General features: G+C 46.6%; 15 protein-coding genes. 3 read left to right on the forward strand and 12 right to left on the reverse strand.

Annotated features, from left to right (window positions below):
* Positions 1-209 precede the first annotated feature (209 nt).
* Together B9A32_RS13440 and B9A32_RS13445 are read right to left on the reverse strand one after the other, a co-directional pair.
* Positions 210-1,460, reverse strand: coding sequence for a thiolase family protein (locus B9A32_RS13440; protein ID WP_084069961.1), 1,251 nt, complete (start codon positions 1,458-1,460; stop codon positions 210-212).
* 98 nt (positions 1,461-1,558) lie between these two features.
* Entirely contained in the window at positions 1,559-2,416 is an 858-nt protein-coding gene (locus tag B9A32_RS13445) for a 3-hydroxybutyryl-CoA dehydrogenase (protein WP_212637938.1), read from the reverse strand.
* A 555-nt stretch (positions 2,417-2,971) separates the two neighbouring features.
* Between B9A32_RS13445 and B9A32_RS13450 the strand changes: the two genes are divergently transcribed.
* Together B9A32_RS13450 and B9A32_RS13455 are read left to right on the forward strand one after the other, a co-directional pair.
* The gene (locus B9A32_RS13450) at positions 2,972-4,519 is read left to right on the forward strand and encodes a sigma-54 interaction domain-containing protein (protein WP_084069962.1); all 1,548 of its coding nucleotides are present in this window, start codon (positions 2,972-2,974) and stop codon (positions 4,517-4,519) included.
* 379 nt (positions 4,520-4,898) lie between these two features.
* Positions 4,899-6,302 (forward strand): sigma-54-dependent transcriptional regulator, encoded by a 1,404-nt coding sequence (locus B9A32_RS13455; RefSeq protein ID WP_232367160.1) that lies wholly within the window; start codon positions 4,899-4,901, stop codon positions 6,300-6,302.
* Positions 6,303-6,311: 9 nt separating this feature from the next.
* On the opposite strand, the gene B9A32_RS13460 is transcribed toward B9A32_RS13455, so the two are convergent.
* Positions 6,312-8,150, reverse strand: coding sequence for a sensor histidine kinase (locus B9A32_RS13460; protein WP_232367161.1), 1,839 nt, complete (start codon positions 8,148-8,150; stop codon positions 6,312-6,314).
* 142 nt (positions 8,151-8,292) lie between these two features.
* The gene (locus tag B9A32_RS13465; RefSeq protein ID WP_170923825.1) at positions 8,293-9,951 is read right to left on the reverse strand and encodes an ABC transporter substrate-binding protein; all 1,659 of its coding nucleotides are present in this window, start codon (positions 9,949-9,951) and stop codon (positions 8,293-8,295) included.
* Positions 9,952-11,591: 1,640 nt separating this feature from the next.
* On the opposite strand from B9A32_RS13465, the gene B9A32_RS13470 reads away from it, so the two are divergent.
* Positions 11,592-11,981, forward strand: a complete 390-nt coding sequence (locus B9A32_RS13470; protein WP_084069964.1) for a response regulator — start codon at positions 11,592-11,594, stop codon at positions 11,979-11,981.
* 172 nt (positions 11,982-12,153) lie between these two features.
* On the opposite strand, the gene B9A32_RS13475 is transcribed toward B9A32_RS13470, so the two are convergent.
* From B9A32_RS13475 to B9A32_RS13510, 8 genes are all read right to left on the reverse strand, one after another.
* Positions 12,154-14,103: an acetoacetate--CoA ligase gene (locus B9A32_RS13475; protein WP_084069965.1), complete on the reverse strand. Its 1,950-nt coding sequence runs from the start codon at positions 14,101-14,103 to the stop codon at positions 12,154-12,156.
* Positions 14,104-14,208: 105 nt separating this feature from the next.
* Positions 14,209-14,844, reverse strand: coding sequence for a helix-turn-helix domain-containing protein (locus tag B9A32_RS13480; protein WP_084069966.1), 636 nt, complete (start codon positions 14,842-14,844; stop codon positions 14,209-14,211).
* Positions 14,845-15,280: 436 nt separating this feature from the next.
* Complete coding sequence (locus B9A32_RS13485) at positions 15,281-16,414, reverse strand: beta/alpha barrel domain-containing protein (protein WP_084069967.1); 1,134 nt, start codon at positions 16,412-16,414, stop codon at positions 15,281-15,283.
* Positions 16,415-16,636: 222 nt separating this feature from the next.
* Complete coding sequence (locus B9A32_RS13490; RefSeq protein WP_084069968.1) at positions 16,637-18,226, reverse strand: acyl-CoA carboxylase subunit beta; 1,590 nt, start codon at positions 18,224-18,226, stop codon at positions 16,637-16,639.
* A 10-nt stretch (positions 18,227-18,236) separates the two neighbouring features.
* Entirely contained in the window at positions 18,237-19,022 is a 786-nt protein-coding gene (locus tag B9A32_RS13495; protein WP_332308518.1) for an enoyl-CoA hydratase-related protein, read from the reverse strand.
* Positions 19,023-19,167: 145 nt separating this feature from the next.
* Positions 19,168-20,820 carry an AMP-binding protein gene (locus B9A32_RS13500; RefSeq protein ID WP_084069970.1) on the reverse strand — a complete coding sequence of 551 codons (1,653 nt, stop codon included), beginning with the start codon at positions 20,818-20,820 and terminating at the stop codon, positions 19,168-19,170.
* Positions 20,821-21,046: 226 nt separating this feature from the next.
* On the reverse strand, positions 21,047-22,195 hold the full coding sequence (locus tag B9A32_RS13505) for an acyl-CoA dehydrogenase family protein (RefSeq protein WP_084069971.1): 1,149 nt from the start codon (positions 22,193-22,195) through the stop codon (positions 21,047-21,049).
* A gap of 292 nt (positions 22,196-22,487) precedes the next feature.
* A complete protein-coding gene (locus B9A32_RS13510; RefSeq protein WP_084069972.1) occupies positions 22,488-23,651 on the reverse strand; it encodes a 4Fe-4S binding protein in 1,164 nt (387 codons plus the stop codon).
* Positions 23,652-23,929 lie beyond the last annotated feature (278 nt).

A 23,929-nucleotide genomic window follows, 5' to 3' on the forward strand; every position in this document is an offset into this window, starting at 1 on the left:
CCATGGGAGCGAGAATCAACTTTCTTAGATTCTTGTTGATCGCCGGACAATTGACCGAAAATTGGGGCCGTTCCCATATTCTTTAAACCGATTGTGAGGCTGTCGGGCCATCTTGATTAATGATTTCTGGGTTGTTAAACCATTCAATGGTGGGGGCATGGAACATGCACCCACCATATTTGTCTGAAGGATTACTGAAGGATTATGGGTTAAAGCATTTCAATGGCACATGCAAGTGACACACCGCCCCCGCCGCACAATGTGGCAAGTCCCAGTGTGTTGCCCCGTTTTTTCATGGCATGGATCAGGGTGACCATGATTCTTGAGCCTGTGGAACCGATGGGATGTCCAAGGCCGATGCCGGAACCGTTAATATTGGTGATCTCACGGTTCAACCCCAACTCTTTTTCACATCCAAGATATTGCGCGGCAAAGGCTTCATTGACCTCTGCCAGTTCAAAATCTTTTATGGAAAGGCCGCTTTTATCCATGAGCTGTTTCACGGCAGGTACCGGCGAAAGCCCCATAACGGTGGGGTGACAGGCACCCATGCCCGTGGCTTTTATTTTGGCAATGGGGGTCAGTCCCAGCTCTTTTGCCTTGTCCAGCGACATGATGATCATACCGGACGATCCATCGTTGAGGCCGCTTGCATTACCAGCTGTTATTTTTCCGGTTTTGGGTACAAAGGCCGATGGGAGACCGGCCAGTTTTTCCATTGTCATGCCGGGTCGGAAGTGCTCGTCTTTATCAAAAATAATGGGATCTTTTTTTCGCTGGGGCACTTCAATGGGTACGATCTCTTCTTTAAAAGAGCCGTCCTTTGTTGCCCTTTCACTGTTGTTATGGCTTCGCAGGGCAATCTCATCCATCTCTTCCCTTGAAATTCCCAAATGCTGGGCCACAAATTCCGCAGTATGCCCCATGATATACGGTTTTCCCATGAAATAGCTTGCCGGTGCTTCATTTGTATTTAAAGGTGTTTCACCATCCATGGGAAGAAGATGGGAACCGCAGTGTAGCGCATGGATCATGCCGTCCACAAATTGCTGATCCTGGAGTCGGCATCCCCACCTTGCATTGGGAACGGAGTAGGGGACACCTGACATATGTTCCACACCCCCTGCAAGGATGATTTCAGCCATGCCTGCCTGGATCATGGCGGCCCCGGAAAGAGCTGCTTCCATTCCTGAGATACAGACTCTGTTTATGGTGACTGCCGGAACCGTATTGGGGATATTGGCCATGAGTGCAGCAACCCTTGCCACATTCAAGGTATCATGGTGCTCAAGGCAGCAGCCGTATCGAACATCATCAATCAGGGCCGGATCTATTTTGGCTCTTTTTATGGCCTCTTTCATGGTAACGGCTGCAATGGCCGCACCGTTCATGGTTTTCAGGGTACCGCCAAATCCCCCGATTGCTGTCCTACAGGCGGAAACTATGACAATTTCTTTCATTTTTATCCTATAAACTGCCGCAGGCAACTCTTATTTTTGATCGGGTCTGCCCACAGCAAAGCTTGAAAAAATTAAGTTCAGGAGTTCCGGGGCCACGATTATTTTGTGTAATCGTAAAACCCTTTGCCGGTTTTTCTGCCAAGATGGCCTGCACGTACCATTTTTCTGAGCAACGGAGCAGGACGATATTTATCTTCTCCAAGTTCTTTATGGAATCCTTCCAATACCATGAGCATGGTATCCAGCCCCACCATGTCTGCCAAGGCAAGGGGACCTATGGGGTGGTTGGCTCCCAGGGTCATTGCCTTGTCAATATCCCTTGCAGAGGCAATGTCTTCTGCAAGGACAAAAATAGCCTCGTTTATCATGGGACAAAGTATGCGGTTAACAGCAAAACCCGGAGCCTCTTTGACTTCAATGGGTGTTTTTTTAATGGTGTTAACGTAAGCTGTGGCAATTTTAAGGGTTTCATCTGATGTGGTAAACCCTTTGATCAGTTCAATCAGCTTCATCACAGGCACCGGATTGAAAAAATGCATGCCGATTACTTTGTCAGGTCTTGTGGTGACGCTTGCCATTTCAGTGATGGAAAGACCGGATGTATTGGATGCGAAAATAGTTTCTTTTTTGCAGATGTGATCCAGCTCCTCATAAACCTGTTTTTTCACTTCCATGAGCTCAACAATGGCTTCAATGACCATGTCTGCATCCTGGGCAGCCTCGTTTAAATCTGTGGTCCCTGTGATGCGTCCCATGATTTTAGTTGCTTCTTCCTGGGCCAGTTTGCCTTTGGATACAGATCTGTCAAGGTTGGCTTTGATTGTTGCCAGACCATTTTCCACAAAACGGTCTTCCATATCCCGGATCATGACATCAAACCCTGCCTGGGCTGCTGTCTGTGCAATGCCTGCACCCATAATACCTGCACCTAAAACAGTAATCTTTTTGATTTCCATCGTGTTTTTCCTTTTAATTGAGTTGAATGGCACAACATTTACGATCCCAAACTCTATACGTTTTTTATATAACCGCCACGGGCGGACCGCATTCTGACCTCGCTCCGCCCACAACAAAGTTAGAAATACTCCCCTGGTTAACGGAGTATTTCATATAAACGGGCATGTCCTGGTGGACACAACAAATATTGAAAATGGTATTATACCGCCCCCCCCCGAGGGGTAATGGTCCCGGCCCGGAACTGTAGACAGCTCGATTGGCCGGTTCCTATTACCCCTCGGGGGGCTCTGCTGAGGTTACCCTGAAGTGAAAAGGTAACACTGTCCTGAGTTCATTTTAAAATGCTAAAGCATAATATGTGCCATATTGAAAATACCTGTTATTAAAGGATAATAAGCTTTGTTGAATAATAAACTATGCTATGGTAAAGAAAATTCTATCCTATTTTCCAGATTTGAGTTAATCTGGAAAATAGGATAGAAAATAAAGGAGCAACCACCCCCGGCAGATCCTTTGACGGTCCACAATGAGACCGCCCATTTATGGAGTTTTTTATGGCAGTTAATGAAAAAGAATTTTTCAGTGAAGCAACATTAAAGATTTGCGGCAGTCTTGAGATTGAAAAAGCGTTACACCAATGTCTTTTGTATATTCGCAAATTTATACCGGTGGGACAGATGGGCTTTCATGTATATCATCCTGAACCCGGTATTGTGGAGACCGTGGCCCATGCAACTTCCTCACTATATGATGCCGCTTCCATTAAAAATTTTTTGTCAAAAAAAGGGCAAAAACAGGTTGAAGATCAGCGTTCCCTTCGCATCCGGGTCATAGATCGGCTGGGTGATGATCCTGTGACAGGTCCTGTGGCGGAAAATTTTGGTGCTTCTGATCTATCTGGACTGGTCATGGATCTTGTATTGGAAAAGACCATGCTGGGAGTTGTTTCTTTGTTTAATAATGGAAAACAAAAATTTAACAAAGAACATGTCCATCTTTTAAGTCTTTTAAACAAACCTTGCGCCATTGCCCTTACCAACAGCTTGAGATTCCGGGAGTTGGAAAAAATCAAGGAACTTCTCATTGATGATAATAAATATTTTCAAAAGGAATTAAATAAGTTTTCCGGGGAAAAACTCATCGGCGCCCAAAGGGGATTAAAAAAAGTGATGCAGATGGTTCAAAGGGTGGCTCCCCTGGAAAGTCCAGTGTTGCTGTTGGGCCAAACAGGAACGGGCAAGGAAGTCATTGCAAACACCATTCATAATTTGTCCCATCGAAAAAACAGGCCTTTTATACCGGTTAATTGTGGTGCGATTCCCACATCCCTTTTGGACAGTGAGTTGTTTGGTTATGAAAAAGGAGCATTCACCGGAGCCATTTCCAAGAAACGGGGGCGCATTGAACGTGCCAATGGGGGAACCCTTTTCCTGGATGAGATTGGAGAGTTAACACCCGAAGCCCAGGTTCGGCTTTTGCGGGTATTGCAGGAAAAAGAGATTGACCGGCTGGGGGGCAGTGAAACTGTCCGGGTAAACATAAGGGTTATTGCGGCCACCCATCAAAATCTTGAAAAGATGATGGAGAAAGCTCAATTCAGGGAAGATCTGTTTTTCAGGCTCAGGGTGTTTCCCGTTACACTTCCCCCTTTAAAAAATCGAAGGGAAGATATTCCCGATTTAATTGAGTATTTTATTATGAAAAAGTCCAAAGAAATGAAACGAACCATGATGCCGGCCCCCAGTCCTGATGCCATCCGGCGACTGATGGATTATCACTGGCCGGGAAATATCCGGGAACTTGAAAATGCTGTGGAACGCTCTTTGATTCTTGACAGGGGGCCCTTGCTGTTTTTTAAAGGGATTGGAGAGCATCCAGCTGAAGGCCCACCCCCTATCCCTGCTTCCTGTGGCGTTGATATGAAAAAGCCCCTTGAGCTTAATCAGGTCATGGCCGGGCATATTCAAAGCGTCATGAATCTTTGCAAGGGCCGGGTGGAAGGTGAAAAGGGGGCTGCCAGAATATTAAACATCCATCCTTCCACCCTGAGGAAAAAAATGAAAAAACTCAATATCCCCTTTGGACGAAATTTAAAAAATTAAATCATACCGACGGAGCTCAGTGCTTGAAACCTAATTTTTTTACTTTTATCCACAAACCTCTTTATGTGGAGAAATCCCTTTGTCGTTTTAGCATTGACAGCATGGGGCCGGGCGAATATGTTTATAAATCTTCAGGCGCGTTTATCATTTGTTCTATTTTGTTAAACCGATGGCTGTGGTGCTGAGTTTTTTTTCTACAGCACATCGGGGTATGCCCGCTTCCGGGGAAAAAAAATTGCTTAAAGCTGATCGCAGAAGCCTGATGAATGAAAACACGGGTTAATATTTTGATGATGATGCTGAACTGAGCGCGAAAATTCAGTGGGCGTTTACAAAGATCCCATTGTTCAATCAGTCAAAACAGGTATCTATAAATTTTATGATGACACAGGCAGTGGTGGAGCAGGCAACCATTCTGGTGGTGGATGATGACCCGGCCATTCGGGATTCCCTGGAGGAGATCCTTGAAGACAGCTATGACGTGGTGTGCGTTGACAGCGGCGCTGATGCTGTTGAACAGGTTCGTTCCCAGGTGTTTGACCTGGTTTTCCTGGACATTGTCATGCCCGGGATGGACGGAATTGAAACATTAAAACGGATCAAGGCAGTTGAAAAAGATCTTGATGTGATCATGATTTCAGGCATTGATCGTGCTCAGCAGGCCACAGAGTCCATACGCCAGGGTGCCTATGATTACATTACCAAACCCTTTGATCATGAGGTGATTCTCAACAGGCTGGAGAAGGTGCTTGAAACCCGTTCTCTGAATCGCGAGGTTCATTATCATCGCGCCCAGGCGGAAAAAGGAGAAAAATCAACCAATATTGTGAGTCGCTCCAGTGCCATGGCCATTATTTTTGATATCATTGACAAGGTTTCCCAGGCATCCAGCAGTGTGCTCATCACCGGTGAGAGCGGTACGGGAAAGGAATTGGTGGCCCGGACAATTCACAATAAAAGTTCACGGGCATCGCGACCCTTTGTTGCCATTAACTGTGCGGCCATGCCCCGGGAACTCATGGAATCTGAATTGTTCGGATATGAAAAGGGGGCGTTTACCGGGGCTCACAAACAGTCCCGGGGAAAATTTGAATTTGCCCACCAGGGAAGCATTTTTTTGGATGAAATATCCTGCCTTGAGCCTGAATTTCAGGCAAAATTGCTCCGGGTGCTCCAGGAGCGTGAATTCACCAGGGTGGGCAGTAATCGAATAGTGAAGGTGGATGTTCGCGTGATTGCAGCCACCAATATTCATCTTACAGATATGGTAAAAGATGGCAGTTTTCGTGAAGATCTTTATTTCAGACTCAATGTGGTTCCTGTGGAATTACCTCCCTTGAGACAGCGAACAGGCGATGTGCCGCTTCTGGCAAAGTTTTTCTTGGAACGACTTAATCAAAAAATGAATCGCAATGTCGCCGGAATTACCCCATCTGCCATGTCAGCCCTGGACGGGTATAACTGGCCGGGAAATGTCCGTGAACTGGAAAATCTTTTGGAACGAATGGTGGTGTTGACTCCGGATGATCAGAGTATTGACCTTAAGAATTTACCTTTTGAAATTTTATTCAGTGAAAAATCCATTGTGGGAGCAAAATCCTCCCTGGCAACGGGCAGGGGCTTGATCCAGGCCCGGACCACCTTTGAACGGCTTTATATTCTCAAGGCACTCCAGGATAACCACTGGAACCAGACCCGCACAGCCAGGCAGCTGGATATCCACCGTAATACATTGATCCAGAAAATGAAATCCCTGGATCTGAAAAATGATGATACCCAGTGACCATGGCTGTTAACATGCGTCTGCGGGTAATGTTACGGTGAAGCAACTTCCCTGATCCTGGACACTGGTGGCCTTTATATCACCGCCATGCTCAGAGACAACTTTCTGGGTGATGGCCAGGCCAAGACCGGTTCCCTTATGCTTGGTGGTAAAAAAAGGTGTAAAAATGGTGCTAAGTGTTTCCCGGGGCATGCCGGGGCCTGTATCTTTTACGGCGATGGTGATTTTATCATTGTCCCTTAATGCCTCCAGGGTAAGTGTACCTCCCTGGGGCATGACCTGGGCTGCATTGCGAATCAGATTGTGAAACACCTTGGCCAGCTGGTCACCATCGGCCCGGATTTCTCCCAGATTATCTCCAAAGTTCCGGACACAGACTATGTCCGAGGCGTCAAGATCCACCTCAATGAGATCCACAATATCATTCAGAAGCCTGGCAGCATTGATCATGGTGAAATTATAGTTGGGTGTCCTGGCAAGCTCCAGCAGTTCTTCCACCAATCCATTGAGCCGGTTGATTTCCCGGGGAACTGTGCGCTGAAATTTGTCAAGGAATCCGGGTTTGTTAACTTTTTGGGGCAAAAGGCCTGCAAAGGTTTTGATGGCAGACAAAGGATTCCGTATTTCGTGGGCAAGACCGGCTGCTATGATTCCTATATCTGCCAGCCTCTGGGACTGGCGCATGCGTGATTCCAATTGTTTTAACTCGGTGATATCATGGAGATTAAAAATAACCTCCACACTGCGGTTGTTCTGTGCATCCAGAACCCCGAAGCCCATGAGGATCACCCGGGGTTCTTTGTTTTGTAAAATGGTTATCTCCTGCTGACGGTTTAAGCCGGGATCATCAAGGATCTTCACCATGGCGTCATGGAGTTCCGGGGTATGGCTCAATACCTGGGATATATCAAGGCCCCGGGGGGTGATTTCCTGGGAAATATTTAATATTTTGCGGGCTGCCGGGTTCAATTGCTTTACGCTTTTTTCCCGGGTGACGGACAAAAGTCCGTCTCCCATGGTGTCCAGAATTTTTTCTGAATATTGCTGTAGCTGATGTATTTCTTCCAGCTGCTCTTCCAGGGCAGTTTTATGTGTCAGGAGCTCTTTGACCATGATGGAAAAATTAGATGCCAGAACCCCCACTTCATCACCGGCCGGGATATTAATATCCTGTTTTAAATTTCCCTGGGATGCCTCCTTGGTTATATCCATCAATTGACGCAGTGGAGCTGTGATTCTTCCTGCAGCCAGGTTGGCAAAAAGAATTCCCCCAATAAGGGCAATGAACCCCAGTCCCAGAACCGTCCATTGTGTCTGGCGTATTTGTTGGTTCATGGGTGCCAGTGTGAGCTGGACCCGGATGGTGCCCCATCTCGTTTTTTTATCTTTTAAAAATACAGGGAAAATAATAGTCATGGTGGGACCGGTGGCTGAATTAGATATACCTTCATGGGTCTGGGGTGTCTGGGCTGAAACAGCAAGCAGGCTTATTTCATCTGTAAGGGTACGGTTCTGTAGATCCGGTCGGTTGCTGAACCCGGCAATTTTTCCTTCCTTATCATGGATAACCACATGAATAACATCCGGGTGTTCTGCTGCCTGATTGGCCGCTTTTTCAAGTGCAATGTAATTATAGGTCACCAGGTCATCCCTGGATGTCATGGCAAGATTCTGTGCAATAAAAAGGCCCTGGCTTTTGATGCGGGTTTTGATGGTACGGCTCTGGAGAACATTCAGCACCAGGATCAAAGCGCCCAGCAGCAGGATCAGCATCAGCGTTATCATGAGAATAAAACGATATTTCAGTGGGATGAACAAGGGGCGGATCTCATTTTTTGGCTCAGGCATGACAGTGGGGTTCCTTTAACACTTCCATGGTCCGGTGTTTTAGGGGGCAGCCGTTCCGGTTTAGCGTTTAATATTTTTTGGGCTGTTTAAAGAGATTTGATTTAAAAACGTTAAATCAAAAAGGTCTGATATTTTTTAAAATTCAGAGAGGATGATTCAGCCAGATATGATTCAGTGTCATGGTATGCGCACCCAGAGCACTGACCATGATACCTTTGACCCGGGATTGATATATCCGGTCAACGCTCATGTAAAAAAGGGGAATCAAGGGAAAGGATTCAAGTATTATGGATTCAATTCCCCGGTATATGCTGGAGCGTTCCACGGTCTCCACGGTTTGTCGTGCCGTGGTGAACATTTCATTTGTTCCGGTATTGTTGTACCGCATGAAGTTAACCGGTGAACTGGAGCCAAACAGAGCATAAAGAAAATTGTCCGGCTCAGGCATGTCTGCAAACCAGGCATACCGATATAGCTGAACTGCATCGGATTTAAGATAATTTTCAAACTCAGTCCAGTCGGTTAAATATTTTATTTCCAACTCAATGCCCAGTCGTCCCCAGATTTTCTTGACAAGGGTCAGCTCCGCCGTTGATGATGGTGACTGGATGGCAGAAACGATTTCCAGGGCAGGCATGGGCTGAGACAGGGCCTTTTCGACACGTTTTACAAGGATTTTTGCCATGGCCATGTTATTGGCTTCCATCTGATTGGCTGGCGTATACCCCGGCATGCCCGGAGGCAAAATGGTTGTGGCCACATCATATTGGCCATGGTAGATCTCATTGACAATGGCCTGGCGATCAATGGCCAGGGCCAGGGCTTTTCTTAGATCTTTGTTCTGAAGATGGGGATGGGCTGTATTCATGCCGTAAAAGAACAGGCTCAAAGAAGAACGATGGATCCATTGAAAATTTTCTGCATGGGCCAGGGATTGGCGGACCTTTCCGAACACCGGCATTTCATCAAGGAGATTGCTCTGGAAATCAGATAGTATTTTTTCATCCTTGCCCCCTGGATAGATTTTATATTCAAGTTCATCCACCAGGGCTGTTTTTCCATAATAGTGAGGAAAGCGTTTCAGTTGGATGGTGTTGTCGGTGTGCCATGACAAAAAGCAAAAGGGGCCGCTTCCCACCGGTGTCTTTCCAAAATCATTGCCCATGCGGGTTGCCGCCTCTTTGGGAATAATTTTTGCGTAACACATGCCAAGGGCCGTTAGAAAAGGCACATGGGGAGCGGTGAGGCGCACAACAAGGGTCTGTTCATCCACCGCCTTAAGTCCGGTAACGGTTGTTGCTCCATGGGTTCTATAGGCCATGGCCCCTTCTATTTTAAGCAGGTGGGGCAATATAACCGGCGCATCTTCCACCTGTAGCAAACGACTCAGGGAAAAAATAACATCATCAACGGTTACCGGTGTTCCGTCATGGAAAACGGCATTGGGTTCAAGAAAAAAACGGTACACTTTGCCATTATCCTCCACCTGCCAGGTTCTGGCAAGGGCTGGCATCACTGACAGATATTGATCAAATTTCACCAGGCCGTCAAAAAGCTGGTGTACAAGGCTTTCTCCATACCAGTCCCGTACCTGTGCCGGATCCAGTGTTGCTGGATTACTTCTAAGGGGGATTCGGTATATTCCTCCTGTTTTCTCAACAATGTGTGTTGTATCAGTCTTGGTTTGCGGGCTCTTTTCAGCGGAATTATTTTCTTCTGTTTTATTACATCCGCCGGTCACCAGAATACCTGCGCATACCAGAACAGATAATAAAAAAGATAACAGGCGTGGGGGCATCATTTTTTTTCTCCAACTTAGCAGACTATTGGCTGATAACAATATACCGAGATACGCGGGATTTGTATTCGTATTCAAGGCGAGCCTTTCCATGATTACCAAATTAATAATAGCTTATGACGCTACCACATAGCTGTGAACAATGCAACCGGCTGCGTGTTGACAGCATTGAATTTTCAGTGCCTCGGGGTATTGGAGTGAATAACGAATGGTGGTTTTCTTTGTATGTTTTGTCTTGATGTTGGAGAGAGAGCTGAAAAGGTAATCTGTGGGATAAAAAAATATCAAAGAAGGAAGATGAAAGGATAGAATACAAAAGGGGAAAAGGATGACCGGGGGAATCGACAATATATCGATTCCCCTGGCAATCCACCTGTCTTATCAGGTGTTGTTATGATCGCGTTTGTTTTGTCCGGGTACAGGGCTTACGGTCCACCACCGCCCGTTGCAAGAACAGGTGCAGCACAAGTGGCAACCAGAACGCCGATGACAAATAATTGAACCATGATTTTTTTCATTTTGAACTCCTTATTTTAAGCATCATTTTTTTGTAATTATAAAGGGTATTGCAGTTTTTTTTGTCCGGGTACAGGGCTTACGGTCCACCACCGCCCGTTGCAAGAACAGGTGCAGCACAAGTGGCAACCAGAACGCCGATGACAAATAATTGAACCATGATTTTTTTCATTTTGAACTCCTTATTTTAAGTATCATTTTTTTGTAATTATAACGGGTATTGCAGTTTTTTTGTCCGGGTACAGGGCTTACGGTCCACCACCGCCCGTTGCAAGAACAGGTGCAGCACAAGTGGCAACCAGAACGCCGATGACAAATAATTGAACCATGATTTTTTTCATTTTGAACTCCTTATTTTTATCTTAATTTTCTTTGTAATCATCTTGTCTGCATTAAGTAATAGCAAGGGCTGTACCACATAAAAAAAAGATGGATATTTTTATATATGTTATTGAAAATAATGGGTTTTTTTATTTTGGAGTTGAGATGATTCCGGAGGTGAAACGCACAGGGTCATGTGCACATTTCGGGAGGCTGCAAGCTTAAAGAAGGAATTAAATCCGGGAGGGCTGTCTTTTTATGAATTGCACATTTATGTGTGCAGGGTGCCCATGGAAATAGGCAATGAAATTTGCTGAATTTATTGGAAGTTAATGGAAAAAACGCTATTTTAATTTAGAGTTGTTGATGAATTTGTGCAATTATTATTTAGCCCATTTACCTTTAATGAACAGATATGGTTTTAAATTTTACAAATGGGTGTTGATAAATTGCATTCTCCATACAAATAGTATGTGTCTGGGGGAATGAAGGAGTATATTTGCCAATAATTGAAATTTTATTTAATAAAAATTCAATTTCATGGTCCATGGGAATGTAGTTTGCATATTATGAAAATTGGTGATTGGCTTATTTTAGGCTATTGGTAGATAAGAATATCGGGAAGGGTAGGATTTTTATTCGTATTCAAGGCAGGGCTTTCCATATATAGTGGTTTTATAGTATGGACGTCCCAACCAAAAGACGGATAAAAAGACAAACAGACCGGTATATTCTTTGACATAAATAGCCCTTAGTACATTGGCAATAGCGTTTCATGACCATGGGGGCGTTATGAAGGAGGGGTTATGGAGAATACCGGAACGGAAACCATCTTATTTGTGGATGATAATGAAGATATTGCCATGGTTGCAAAACTTCTACTTCAACGGTTGGGGTACAACGTGGTTATTCAGCTTTCCGGAGTCGATGCCCTTAAAAGCTTTAAGGCCTCTCCTGATAAGTTTGATCTTGTTATAAGTGATATCGGCATGCCCGGCATGGATGGGTATAATGTGATAACAGAAATAAGACGAATCCGACGGAATATTCCTGTTTTACTTTGCTCAGGCAGTGATGAAGGTATTGTGGATAACAGTGTGAAAAGATCTTCTGCCGATGGTTTTTTATTGAAACCTTTTACCATGCAGGAAATATCCGGCATGGCCCGGTCTGTTCTTGATAGTACCGTCCATTAAAGTTTCCATACCGTTTATTTTCTCACAAACACAACAATTATTGAAAATCGAGATCAGAATAAGATCCGCTTGCGGCGATTCAATTACGCAAAAAACACAAAGGCAATTAGCATATACCATGCTAATTGCCTTTGTGTTATTTCATTGCCGGTTTAAAATCAGGCCTGGGGGGTTAATTTTGAAGTTCTTTAATGTTCTCAAAGAAATCCAGGGATTCCGGATTTTTTAAGGAGTCTTTGTTTTTCACTGCCTGGCCGTGGATCACCTTTTTTACGGCCAGTTCCACCTTTTTCATGTTTAAGGTGTAAGGAATGTCCGGTACCTGGACGATTTTTGCAGGCACATGCCGGGGGGAGGCATTCTGCCGGATATCTTTTTTGATTTTCCCCATGAGTTCATTGGTGAGGGTTTGTCCCTCAGGCATGGTGACAAACAGGATAACCCTTACATCATTATTCCATTTCTGTCCCACCACCACACTGTCCTGAAGTTCTTCCATCTGCTCCAGACGTCGATAAATTTCTGCGGTGCCGATGCGCACCCCACCGGGATTTAATGTGGCATCGGATCTTCCATACATGATCACCCCGCCTCTTTCCGTGACTTCAACAAAATCACCGTGGGCCCAGATGCCGGGATAGGTTTCAAAGTAAGCAGAGTGATACCGTGAACCGTCGTCATCATTCCAGAAGTAGATGGGCATGGAGGGGAAAGGTGCTGTGCAGACAAGTTCGCCCTGCTCTCCCACAATGGGCTTGCCGTCATCGTCATAGGCAAACACTTTCATGGCAAGGCCCCGGCATTGCAGCTCTCCGGAGTACACAGGCCCCATGGGATTACCCAGGGCAAAGCAGCCGTTGAGATCTGAGCCGCCGGAAATGGAGGCCAGCTGGAGATCTGATTTTACTTCATCATAGATAAATTCAAAATCTTCCCGGGAAAGGGGCGATCCCGTGGAGAGCAATGCCTTTATGGAAGATAAATTAAAATTTGATCCCGGTTTTACCCCGGCGGCCTTTAGGGCTGCAATGTAACCGGCACTGGTGCCAAACACCGTTATCTTTTCCTCTTCGGCCATGTGCCACAGGGCATCGGGGCCGGGGTGAAAGGGATTTCCGTCAAAAAGTACCAGGGTGGCACCGGTGGCAAGGGAGGTGGTGAGCCAGTTCCACATCATCCATCCGCAAGTGGTGAAGTAAAATATGGTATCTTCTTTTTTAAGATCTGTGTGGAGCATTAACTCCTTGATCTGATGCATGAGAACCCCGCCGGCACTTTGGACCATGCATTTGGGAAGCCCGGTGGTGCCGGATGAGTACATGATATACAGGGGATGGTCAAAGGGAAGCTGCTCAAACTCAATCTCTTGCGGGGCATCGGCCTTGAAATCATCCATGAGTACGGCATTGGGCAATACAGAGATGTCCGGGGTTTCACTTACATAGGGAATTACCACGATTTTTTCAATGGAGGGAAGCTCCTGGATAATACCGGCAATTTTTTCCATGCTGTCCATGACTTTGCCCTTGAAAAAATATCCATCAGCCGTGAAAAGAATTCTGGGTTTGGTCTGGCCAAATCGATCCAGCACGCCTTTGATACCAAAATCCGGAGAGCAGGATGACCACACCGCACCCAGACTGGTGGCTGCCAGCATGGCAATGATGGATTCGGGCATATTGGGAACAAAGCCCACCACACGGTCTCCGGGTTTGATACCGGCGGCTTTTAAGGATGCTGCCACCCGGGATGTCTCATCATAAAGCTCTTTGTAGGTAAGGGTTCGCCTGACCTTGTCTTCTCCCCGGAAAATCAGGGCGGTTTTATCATCTCTGTAGCGCAGAAGATTTTCTGCAAAGTTGAGCGTTGACCCCTCAAACCATTTGGCACCGGGCATTTTAGTGGGATCATCAATGACTTTATCATAGGGTTTTGATGCTTTAATTTCGGCAAAATCCCACATGGTTGCCCAGAAATCCTCAAGATTATCCGTGGACCACTCATGGAGGGCATCGTAGCCATTGAATTTTTTCTTAAATTTATCGTTAACCACCTGCATAAAACGGTACATGTTGGTTTGCTGAACTCTTTCTTCCGATGGCGTCCATAAACATTTTGCCATGGTCTGCTCCTCCATTTAGAGATGAAAACCGATTTCCGGGGTTTCATATTTTTAGGTCGTTATTTCATGCGATCCACGGGCTTGATTTTAATCAATGATCAGGTTTTATTCATAAAGTACGGCAAGGATGGTGGCTTTGCCTTCTTTTGCCATGATCTGGTGGGGGGTGGTGGACAGATAGTAAACACTGTCTCCGGGTTCCAGATCAAATACTTCGTCATTAATGTGCAAAAGGGCTGTTCCTTCCAGCACAAAAATGAACTCTTCACCATTGTGCACAGACACATCTTTGGCAGGGTTTGCCTCAAGTTGCACGATCAATGCTTCCATATGACGTCCCTGGACTTCCGGGGCAAGACTCATATATGCATAAAGATTTTTTTCTCCCTTGGGGGAGGTGGAACGGGATATTTTTTTACGCTCTGCCTTGCGGGTGATGGAGTAAAGTTTGTCTCCCACGCCGGATACAAGACGTCCAAGTGCACTGTCCAAGGCCCGGGATAGTTTCATCACCGTTCCCAGTTGGGGCTTTACAACACCTTTTTCAATATTTTCAAGACGTTCTTGATCAAATCCGGTGAGATTGGCAAGGTCTTCAATGGAAATGCCCTTTTTTTCTCTCAACTCCTTAATGCGTGTCCCCACCTCTTCCACATCGCCCTGGGCGCCATCTTCGATATTGCCGGTGAGGTCTTCAAAATAATCCACATTAATGTGGGGTGTTTGTTCCTCTTTTTTCATGTTTTCTCCTTGGATGAAGCGTTGGTATTCCTTTTATCAATGGAAAAAGTAAACGTAATTTAATCAGTGCCCTCGGTTGGGGGCCGGGTTTGTGCGCAGTGTAAACGGTGAAATAAAGAATGCCAACGCTTTTATCAATTTACATGATGTTTCAGGATCATCAATGATCTATTTTTTTTTATATAAAAAGGTAGCCTCCAAGGCAACCTCAGCAGAGCCGCTCCCCGACGGGTAATAGGAACCGGACAATTGAGCTGTCTACAGTTCCGGTCCGGGCCCATTGCCCGTCGGGGGGCGGCGGTATAATACCATTGTTTATATTTGTTGTGTCCGCCAAGACACATGGGTTTTTATATGAAACACTCCGTAAACCAGGGGTGTATTTCAAGCTTTGCTGTGGGCAGAGCCGGATCAGAATACGGTCCGCCCATGGCAATTATACCCAACCTTCAGGCAGCAGCTGATTCGGTGTTTCACCCAGTTTTTCCTTGAGTTCTTTCAGTCCGGGGCGGGCGTAGTGCATGTGGCCTTCTTTAAGGGTACGTCCGTTGATCATGGCTTCACTTCTCAGACGCTGTCCCATGGTTCTTTCCAGCTGTTTACCAAGCCACAACACCCGGTCCACATCCCATCCATGCTCAATATTCATTTCATCCACCTGAACCAGAGTGTCTTCAAGGCATATGAGTCCCACATATCTCGGGTCATCGTAGTAGTATTCTCCGGTGCCCTTGATGGGTCTGTCATCCAGGAAATTGGCCGGTTGTCCGCCCAGTCCGCCCAGGGTGGCTTCAAAATTTCTGATACCGGCCTGGAGTGCTGCCAGCACCGACGCTGATGCCACCCGTTTGGTCTCATGGAAATGGGCAATGTGAAGATTGACATCGGGCAGTTCATCCAGCACCATGGAGAAATAACGATACACATCAGCTGCAGAGGCGCTGCCGTCATGATCGGCATGTTCCACATCATGGGCACCGATGTCCAGCCATCGTTTGGTGAATTTTACAGCATCTTTCATGTCTGTGGCGCCGCCAATGGGGCTGCCCCAGATGGTGCTCACCGTACCGCACATTTTCATGCCCGCATCGTTGCATTTTTTTATGCTGCGTTCACACTCCTTCCAATAATTGGGAAGGGTGGTGCCGGAATTGGCGTAATGGTGTTGCTCTTCGGTGGAGACCATCATTAAAAGCCGATCCGGTCCAATACCTTTTTCTTTAAGGGCAATTGCCCGATCCACTGACGGTTCGCGGATGGTGATGGCCGTAAAACAGATGTCGTCTACATTGATGCCCCGTCTGGTGCATTTCTTTTTAAACAGATCTCCCCTTACATAGGTTAACAACTCTTCTGCATCGCTGAACTGGGGCATGAGATAGGGGTTACCAAGATTGGTGATTTCAATATTTCGGCATCCGGCAAAAATCAATTCTTCCAGGTAGAATTTTTTGGCTTCGGTGGAGATAAATTTTTCTGAGTGCTGGAATCCATCACGAACGGTGATATCTCCGATGATTACTTTTTTTGGCATTCTTGGAAAAACTTTCCACATATCATATTCAGTCATTTGAAACTCCTATGGCTGGATTGTTTTTGGATACTGGGTTAATCGATACTGGGTACTGGGTACTGGGTACTGCTTGGGTAGAGGGTTCTGGGTTTATGGATTATGTTTTTTGGGGATTAATATTAAGGGCCGGGCCTGGTTTATGAATGTTGTTGTTTGTCCGGGTTATGGATAAAATCATCCATCCATAAGCCGGACCTGACCCCACTCTTGGTCTTGGTATTAGAATCTGAAATTACCAAAGGCAGGATCGCCGATCTCTTTGAGCAGACTCACTTCAAAGCCCATGGCAAGCCAGTCCCGGATTTCAGAAAATTTAAGAACCCTGTCGTTTAACAGCCTTGCTGAGCAATAGAAGGGGTGGGCTTCCCCATCGTATTTTTCAATCATCTTGTTCTGGAAGGCATCTTTTTCTTCCTGGGTCATGGGGTTGCCTGCCCGTTTTCTTTTTACTTCTTCTATGGAGAGAAGCACACCCCCTGCGCTTTTTCCGCTCATCACCGAGGTGCGGGATCGCATGGTGGAGAACAAAAAGTGGGGGCGATAGGCCCGGCCGCACATGCCGTAATTGGCAGCCCCGTTGTCCGGTCCGATGACCAGTTGAATGCGGGGAACCTGGGCGCAGGAGACAGCCCTTACCAGATCTGATCCATATTTGCCGATGCCTGCATGTTCAGCTTCAGATCCCACCATGAACCCCGGGGCATTCATGATAAATAACAGGGGAATTTTTTCCTGGCTGCATCGAACAATCCACTCCGTGGCTTTTCTGGCTGCCTCGTGGAAGATGATACCCACTCCATTGGAGGCTATAACGCCCACAGGTAGGCCTTTGATTCGAATTTTGCCGGTGAGAATATTGCTGGCTTTTCCCACGGCGAAATCTTTTTTGTATTCCACAAATGCACTGCCGTCGGCAATACATTCTATGATTTTGCGGGTATCGATACTTTGACCAAAATTTACCGGCATATAATCATAAATGGATTCAGCTGGTACTGCCGGCTCTTGTTCCTGGTACCGATGCAGATGGGTGGTCTGGGGTTTGGTCAAAGAGAGAATATCACGGACCCGGGCCACGGCATCTGCCTGGTCAGCGCAGAGATGGTCTGCACCTCCTGAAATCTGTGTGTGGGTTTTTGCCCCCCCCAAATCTTCTGCAGAAATGGTTTCACCTGTGGCCATTTTCACCAGTGGAGGTCCACCCAGAAATGAGAAGGACTGCTTGTCTATCATGATGGACTCACAGGCCATAAAAACAATGTAGGCACCGCCTGCGGTGTTTCCACCGGTACTCATGGTGATCTGTTTGAGCCCCTTGGCCGACATCCGGGCCATGTTGTAAAAAAGGGAACCAAAGTGCTGATCATCTGGGAAAACCTCCACCTGCATGGGAAGGAATGCACCGCCTGAGTCGGCAATATAAACACAGTTAATGCCGCAGTTTTCAGCAATGGCCTGGGCTCGCATGTGTTTTTTCAAGGTAATGGGAAAATAGGTTCCGGCCTTGACCCGGGAGTCATTGCCCAGAATCATGGTCCAGTTGCCGTGGATTTTACCAAGACCTGTGACAATGCCGCCACAGGGGACATCCGGAATTCCGGGATAGTTCATGCCAAAGCCCGCCAGCAGGGAAAGCTCAAAGAATTGGGTCCCCGGATCAATTAAATCCTGTATCAGCTCCCTCACCGGGCGTTTGTTTTTTTTGGCCAGGCGGTCCACTGCCTTTTGCCCACCGGGCCAGATGGCTTCGTATTGACGTTGGGCAAGTTTTACTTCTTCATTTTCCCAGAATGTTCTGTTTTCACTCATATCTGTTCCCCTATTTTCCTTGGTAAACCGGTTTTCTTTTTTCTCTGAAAGCGGTGAGTCCTTCAACCCTGTCTTCGGTGGGGATGGTGACCCGGTAGGCATTGGATTCAATGGCAAGGCCTGTGGCAAGATCTGTTTCAATGCCCTGGTTAATGGCGTATTTGGCCATTTCAACGGCAATGGGACCGGTTTCTGCAATCATGTTTGCCATGGCCATGCACTCATCCATGAGATTTTCCGGGTTGCATATTTTGTTCACAAGACCGATGTTAAGTGCTTCTTGTGCATCCACCCGACGACCGGTGAAGATCAACTCTTTGGCCTTGGCCACGCCGATGATGCGGGGCAGTCTCTGGGTACCGCCCCCGCCCGGGATAATGGCCAGACGGGTTTCTGTCAGACCCATCACCGCAGATTCTGAAGCAATGCGGATGTCCGATGCCAGGGCAAGTTCGGTGCCGCCGCCAAGGGCGATGCCGTTCACCGCCGATATAACCGGTTTATTCAGGTGCTGTATGGAGGTGAGCAAATTTCGGATGGTGAGGATGAACTTTTTAACTTCATCCTGGGACAGGGTGGCCCGTTCCTTTAAATCGGCTCCGGCACAAAATGCCCGCTCACCGGCACCGGTGATAATAACCGTGCGGATGTCCGGGCGGTATTGCAGGGTATCCACTTTTTCTTTAATGGCATTTAACAGTTCAAAGTTGAGGGAATTCATGGCTTTGGGGCGATTCAAAGTCAGAACAACGGCGCTTCCCCTTTCTTCAGTTATCAGAACAGTTTCACGGTCCACGATTACCTCCTTGTACATATGAAAATCTTTGGTAACCCAAAGTGCTCAATTGTAATGTTGATTCCGGGCAGTCCAGGGTGTATCCCCCGATCTGCCCATGGCTGTTATTGGTTTATCAGATCTCTATTTATGAAATCTGTGACACTTATTTTTCAATTTCCTCTGTGGCCATATCCCTTAGTTTATATTTCTGGATTTTACCGCTTGCCGTGGTGGGATAGTCTTCAATGAAGAATACAAATCTTGGGATTTTATGATAGGAAATTTTATCTTTGCAAAATGCCTTGACCTCTTCATCTGTGGCGCTTTCGCCGGGTTTGAGCTGAATGAAGGCTGCCACCTCTTCTCCATATTTTGCATCTGGAACCCCCACCACCTGGACATCTTTAACCTTGTTAAAGGTGTAGAGAAATTCTTCGATTTCCCTGGGGTAGATGTTTTCACCGCCTCTAATTATCATATCTTTGATGCGGCCTGTGATTTTACAATATCCGTTTTCATCCATGGTGGCAAGGTCGCCGGTGTGAAGCCAGCCGTCTTTATCAATGGCCTGGGCTGTGGCTTCTTCATTTTTGTAGTAGCCCTTCATGACATGGTACCCCCGGCTGCACAGCTCACCCTGCTCGTTAACAGGCATTTCGTTACCGAGGATGGGATCAATTATTTTTACTTCCACATTGGGAAGCGCCCGGCCGACGGTGGAAGTTTTCAGTTCCAAAGAATCGTTGTCACGGGTCTGGGTGATGCCGGGGGATGCTTCTGTCTGGCCGTAAACTATGGTCATTTCATTGGCACCCATGTCTTTGATCACCCGTTTCATTACCTCAATGGGACAGGTGGAGCCTGCCATGACACCGGTTCTAAGGGTGGATGTGTCATAGCTGTTTTTGTCCATTTCTTCAAATTCTGCTATGAACATGGTGGGAACCCCCAAAAGGGCGTTACACTTGGACGCTTCCACTGTTTTAAGTACATCCACCGGATTAAAAGCCACCACCGGGGCCATGGTGGCACCGGAAACCATGCAGGTCAAGGTGCCGATGACACACCCAAAGCAATGGAAAAATGGAACCGGGATGCACATGGCATCGTCCGGGGTCAGATTCATACAGGTGGCAAGGCTCATGGCATTGCCGATGAGATTGGTGTGAGACAGCATGACGCCTTTGGGAAAACCGGTGGTTCCTGAGGTGTACTGCATGTTGATGACATCGTCGGGTTCCAGGGAATCGAGACGTTCTTTAAGTTGTGCATCGGAAACTTTTTTACCCATTTCAATAATTTCATCCCAGTTATACATGCCGGGGATTTTCTCTTTTCCCATGTAAATAATATTTTTAAGAAAGGGAAGTTTGGGATTATTTAATTTGCCGGGTTCACTGTCTTTAAGGGTGGGGCAGACTTTGTTAATGACCTTTAGGTATTCATCAGCTTCCCTGACCCCTCCGGTGAGGATGAGGGTGGTGGTATCGGACTGCTCCAAAAGATATTCCAATTCCGCACTTCGATAACTTGTATTCACCGTCACCAGAACCGCGCCCATGCGGGCACTGCCATACTGTGTGTAGACCCATTCCGGAATATTGTTGGCCCAGATGGCAACCTTTTCATCCCGTTGGATACCAAGTGCCATGAGCCCCTTGGCAACTTTATCGCAAATGTCTCTGAACTCCTTAAAATTATACTTGATATCCAGCGATAAATACTCCAGAGCACTGTTGTCTGCCAGGTTTTCTGCCAGCATGTCTACGATGTTGCCAATGGTGGTTTTGCCTATTTCAATGTCTGGTTTTTGCATTCGGTCCCTCTTTTGGTTATGGTTTAAATACGTGGGGCACATTTCCCTGCCAAAAGGCTTTACATCAATTCATCCACCCATTTACAGAAAGAGGGCAGCTATCAACAGGCAAGGTACATTTACATTGGGAAGGTGCTTTTGATGTATCGCCCTTATATCCTTAAATCCGGCTTTTTTCTGACTTAAAACATTTGTGCTACCTGGTGTATCTTTTGGGGTTATTAAATCAGCACCCAATGTGACGTGAAATAACAATTCGCTGCACTTCAGAGGTCCCTTCACCAATATCAAGAAGTTTCTGATCCCGATAAAATCGTTCAACATTATACTCTTTCATCAGGCCGTATCCACCATGGATCTGAACGGCATGGTTGGCCACCCGGCCCATGAGTTCTGAGCAATACAGTTTAGCCATGGCTGCTTCTTTTTCAAAGGGGCGGTTTTCGTTTCTCAACCAGCAGGCCTTGTACATTAAATTGCGGGCACACTCGATTTCCATGGCACAGTCTGCCAACTTAAAGGCAATGGCCTGGAATTTGGAAATGGATTGACCGAATTGTTTTCTGTCCTTGGCATATTTCAGTGCCAGATCATAGGCGCCCTGGGCTCCACCAAGCCCCATGGAACCGATGGAGAGACGACCACCGTCCAATGTTTTGAGCATTTGATGAAATCCGTCTCCCTGGTTGCCCAGCATATTTTCCTTGGGAACCCTGACATTGTCAAAATAGAGTTCTGCGGTATTGGAGGCCCGCCACATCATTTTTTTATGCATGGGAACTGCCTTGAATCCCGGGGTGTCTTTTTCCACGATAAAGCAGGTGTATTCCGGTTTTCCGTTGTCCCGGGTACCGGTGATGGCCTGCACAGTAACACCCAGCGTCATATCGCAGGCTGCATTGGTGATGAATATTTTAGAACCGTTGATAACCCAGTCGTCTCCGTCGCGAACGGCGGTGGTTTTACTGCCACCGGCATCTGAACCGGCAGTGGGTTCGGTGAGTCCAAATCCCCACAGCGCTTCCCCGGAGCACAGTTTTGGCAGATATTTTTGTTTTTGCTCTTCTGAACCAAAATAGTAAAGGGGGCCGATACCCAATGAGTTTCCTGCGGCAATGGTGGCCGCCTGGGAACCGTCAATTCTGGCGATTTCTTCAACAGCGATGATATAGGAAATGTAATCCATGCCCTGGCCATCGTATTTTTCCGACACAAACATGCCAAAAAGACCAATTTCACCCATCTTGCGGGTGAGTTCGGACGAAAATTCTTCTTTTTCGTCAAGTTCGCCTGCAATGGGGGCAATTTCTTTCTGGGCAAACTTTCTCACTTCTTTACGAATCATCGTCTGTTCCTTAGTAAGGTCAAAATTCACCCTTTCTCCTCCTTATATTTGTGGTCAATGATGTAGAATTTTTGACTTTTTTGTCTAAAAGGCACGCCGTGTAAACGGAAAAATGAACATTACAGTTATTGTTGGAAATGGGCAGTGCCGTTCAGTTGGGTCAAATATTTCTATTTCTGGACTTAGAAGCTATTGCTTACCGAACGAGCGCTCGGTCTTATGGTAAACGATACTATATTCGTTGAAGATCATTTGTCAAATGTTTTTTTAAAAATTTAGAAATTCAATTTTTTTTGGAGGGAGAAGTGGCATGAAACCAAAATTATTTGAGAAGCAGGGTTCTGCCGGTCTGCACCATATCCTTTAGAAGCTTGCCTGCCAATGTAGCCTTGCCAAGTGGGCCTTTGCGGTTTTCAAGAAGAACGGCGTGGAGTTTTTCACGGTCCTCCGGGGGGCGGGTGATCCGCTTTTTTTTCACCAGGCCCAAAGCCCCGGGGGAGCAGGTGGTAACGCATACTCCGCATCCAAGACACAGATTGAGATCCAGCTCTGCCCGGGGGGGATCACCGGCAAGTTTGACGGCATTAACCTGGCACCTTTGTTCACACACCCCGCAACCGTTGCACAGGGATTTGTCCAGTCCGGCTTGAAAATTAGATATCTGGAATTCAAGGGGTTTGGGCAGTTTTTGATGAAGACTGAGCATGCCGCAGCAACAGCCGCAGCACGAGCAGATGAATTCGGGTTTCACCGTGTTGGATGGCTGTAGAACCAGCCCTTGTTTCTGGTTTTTATCAAGGATGGCCACGGCCTCTTCCCGGGAAATTTCCCGTCCCATCCCGGCGGAGAGACAGGTTGCGGCGATGTCCCCCAGGGCCAGGCAGGTTTCGGTGCGCCGGGTCACCCGGCAGGGACGGCCCTGCATTTGTTGTTTTTTTCGGCAGATGCACGTAACAATAACAAAGGGGCCGTCTGTCCGGGCCATGAGGGTTGATATTTCATCAAATCCGGCCACATGATTTTCAATGGGAATGCTTTTTTTCACGGGGATGGTGCGCATCTGGGGCAGCTTTGTACCCAGAAATTCCATGCCAAATCCCATGGAGGCAGTATAATCGTCAAAGTCCTTGAGAAATTCCGGGGACATGCGTTCCATCTGCATTTCATACATTCCCACCACCAGAGGGGCATTGCAGTACTGATACCGGCCGTCCCTGATTCTGGATTCAATGCCGCCTTTTTTCTGGATGCGGTGCAGTATTCTTTCAAGGATTTCAGGAGTGTCGACCAGGAATTTTGCCCTGGGAAACAATCGGTCTACAGATTCAAAATTGTGGCTTAAACAGCAGACTATTTCAGCCTCTTCCGGTGTGAAAATATGCTTTAACAGCCGAATATCCGATCCGTTGGCGGCAGCGGGGAACCCCACGACCTGCCCGTCCAGATGTTTTTGTAATTTTCGATATATCCTGTTTTTTGCTGCCACGTTATTTTTCAGCCTTTTTTTGAATTAAGTGTGGTGTTCCCGGAATTTAGAAGGTTACATTTAGTTTGTGTCTTATCCACTCATTATTCACTGCTACTCGTATATCCTGAAAAAATTAATAAACAAGATCCTTGGTATCATAGAAGCACAACAAAGCTTGAAATATATACCTGATCTGCGGAGTGTTAAGTGCCACAATAAAATAACTACTTGAATGCAGAAATTTTCAGAATAAGTTGACCAAATTCAAAATATATCAGATTAAATGGTCCTGGGAT

The organism is Desulfocicer vacuolatum DSM 3385 (assembly GCF_900176365.1).
GTDB lineage: Bacteria > Desulfobacterota > Desulfobacteria > Desulfobacterales > Desulfobacteraceae > Desulfocicer > Desulfocicer vacuolatum.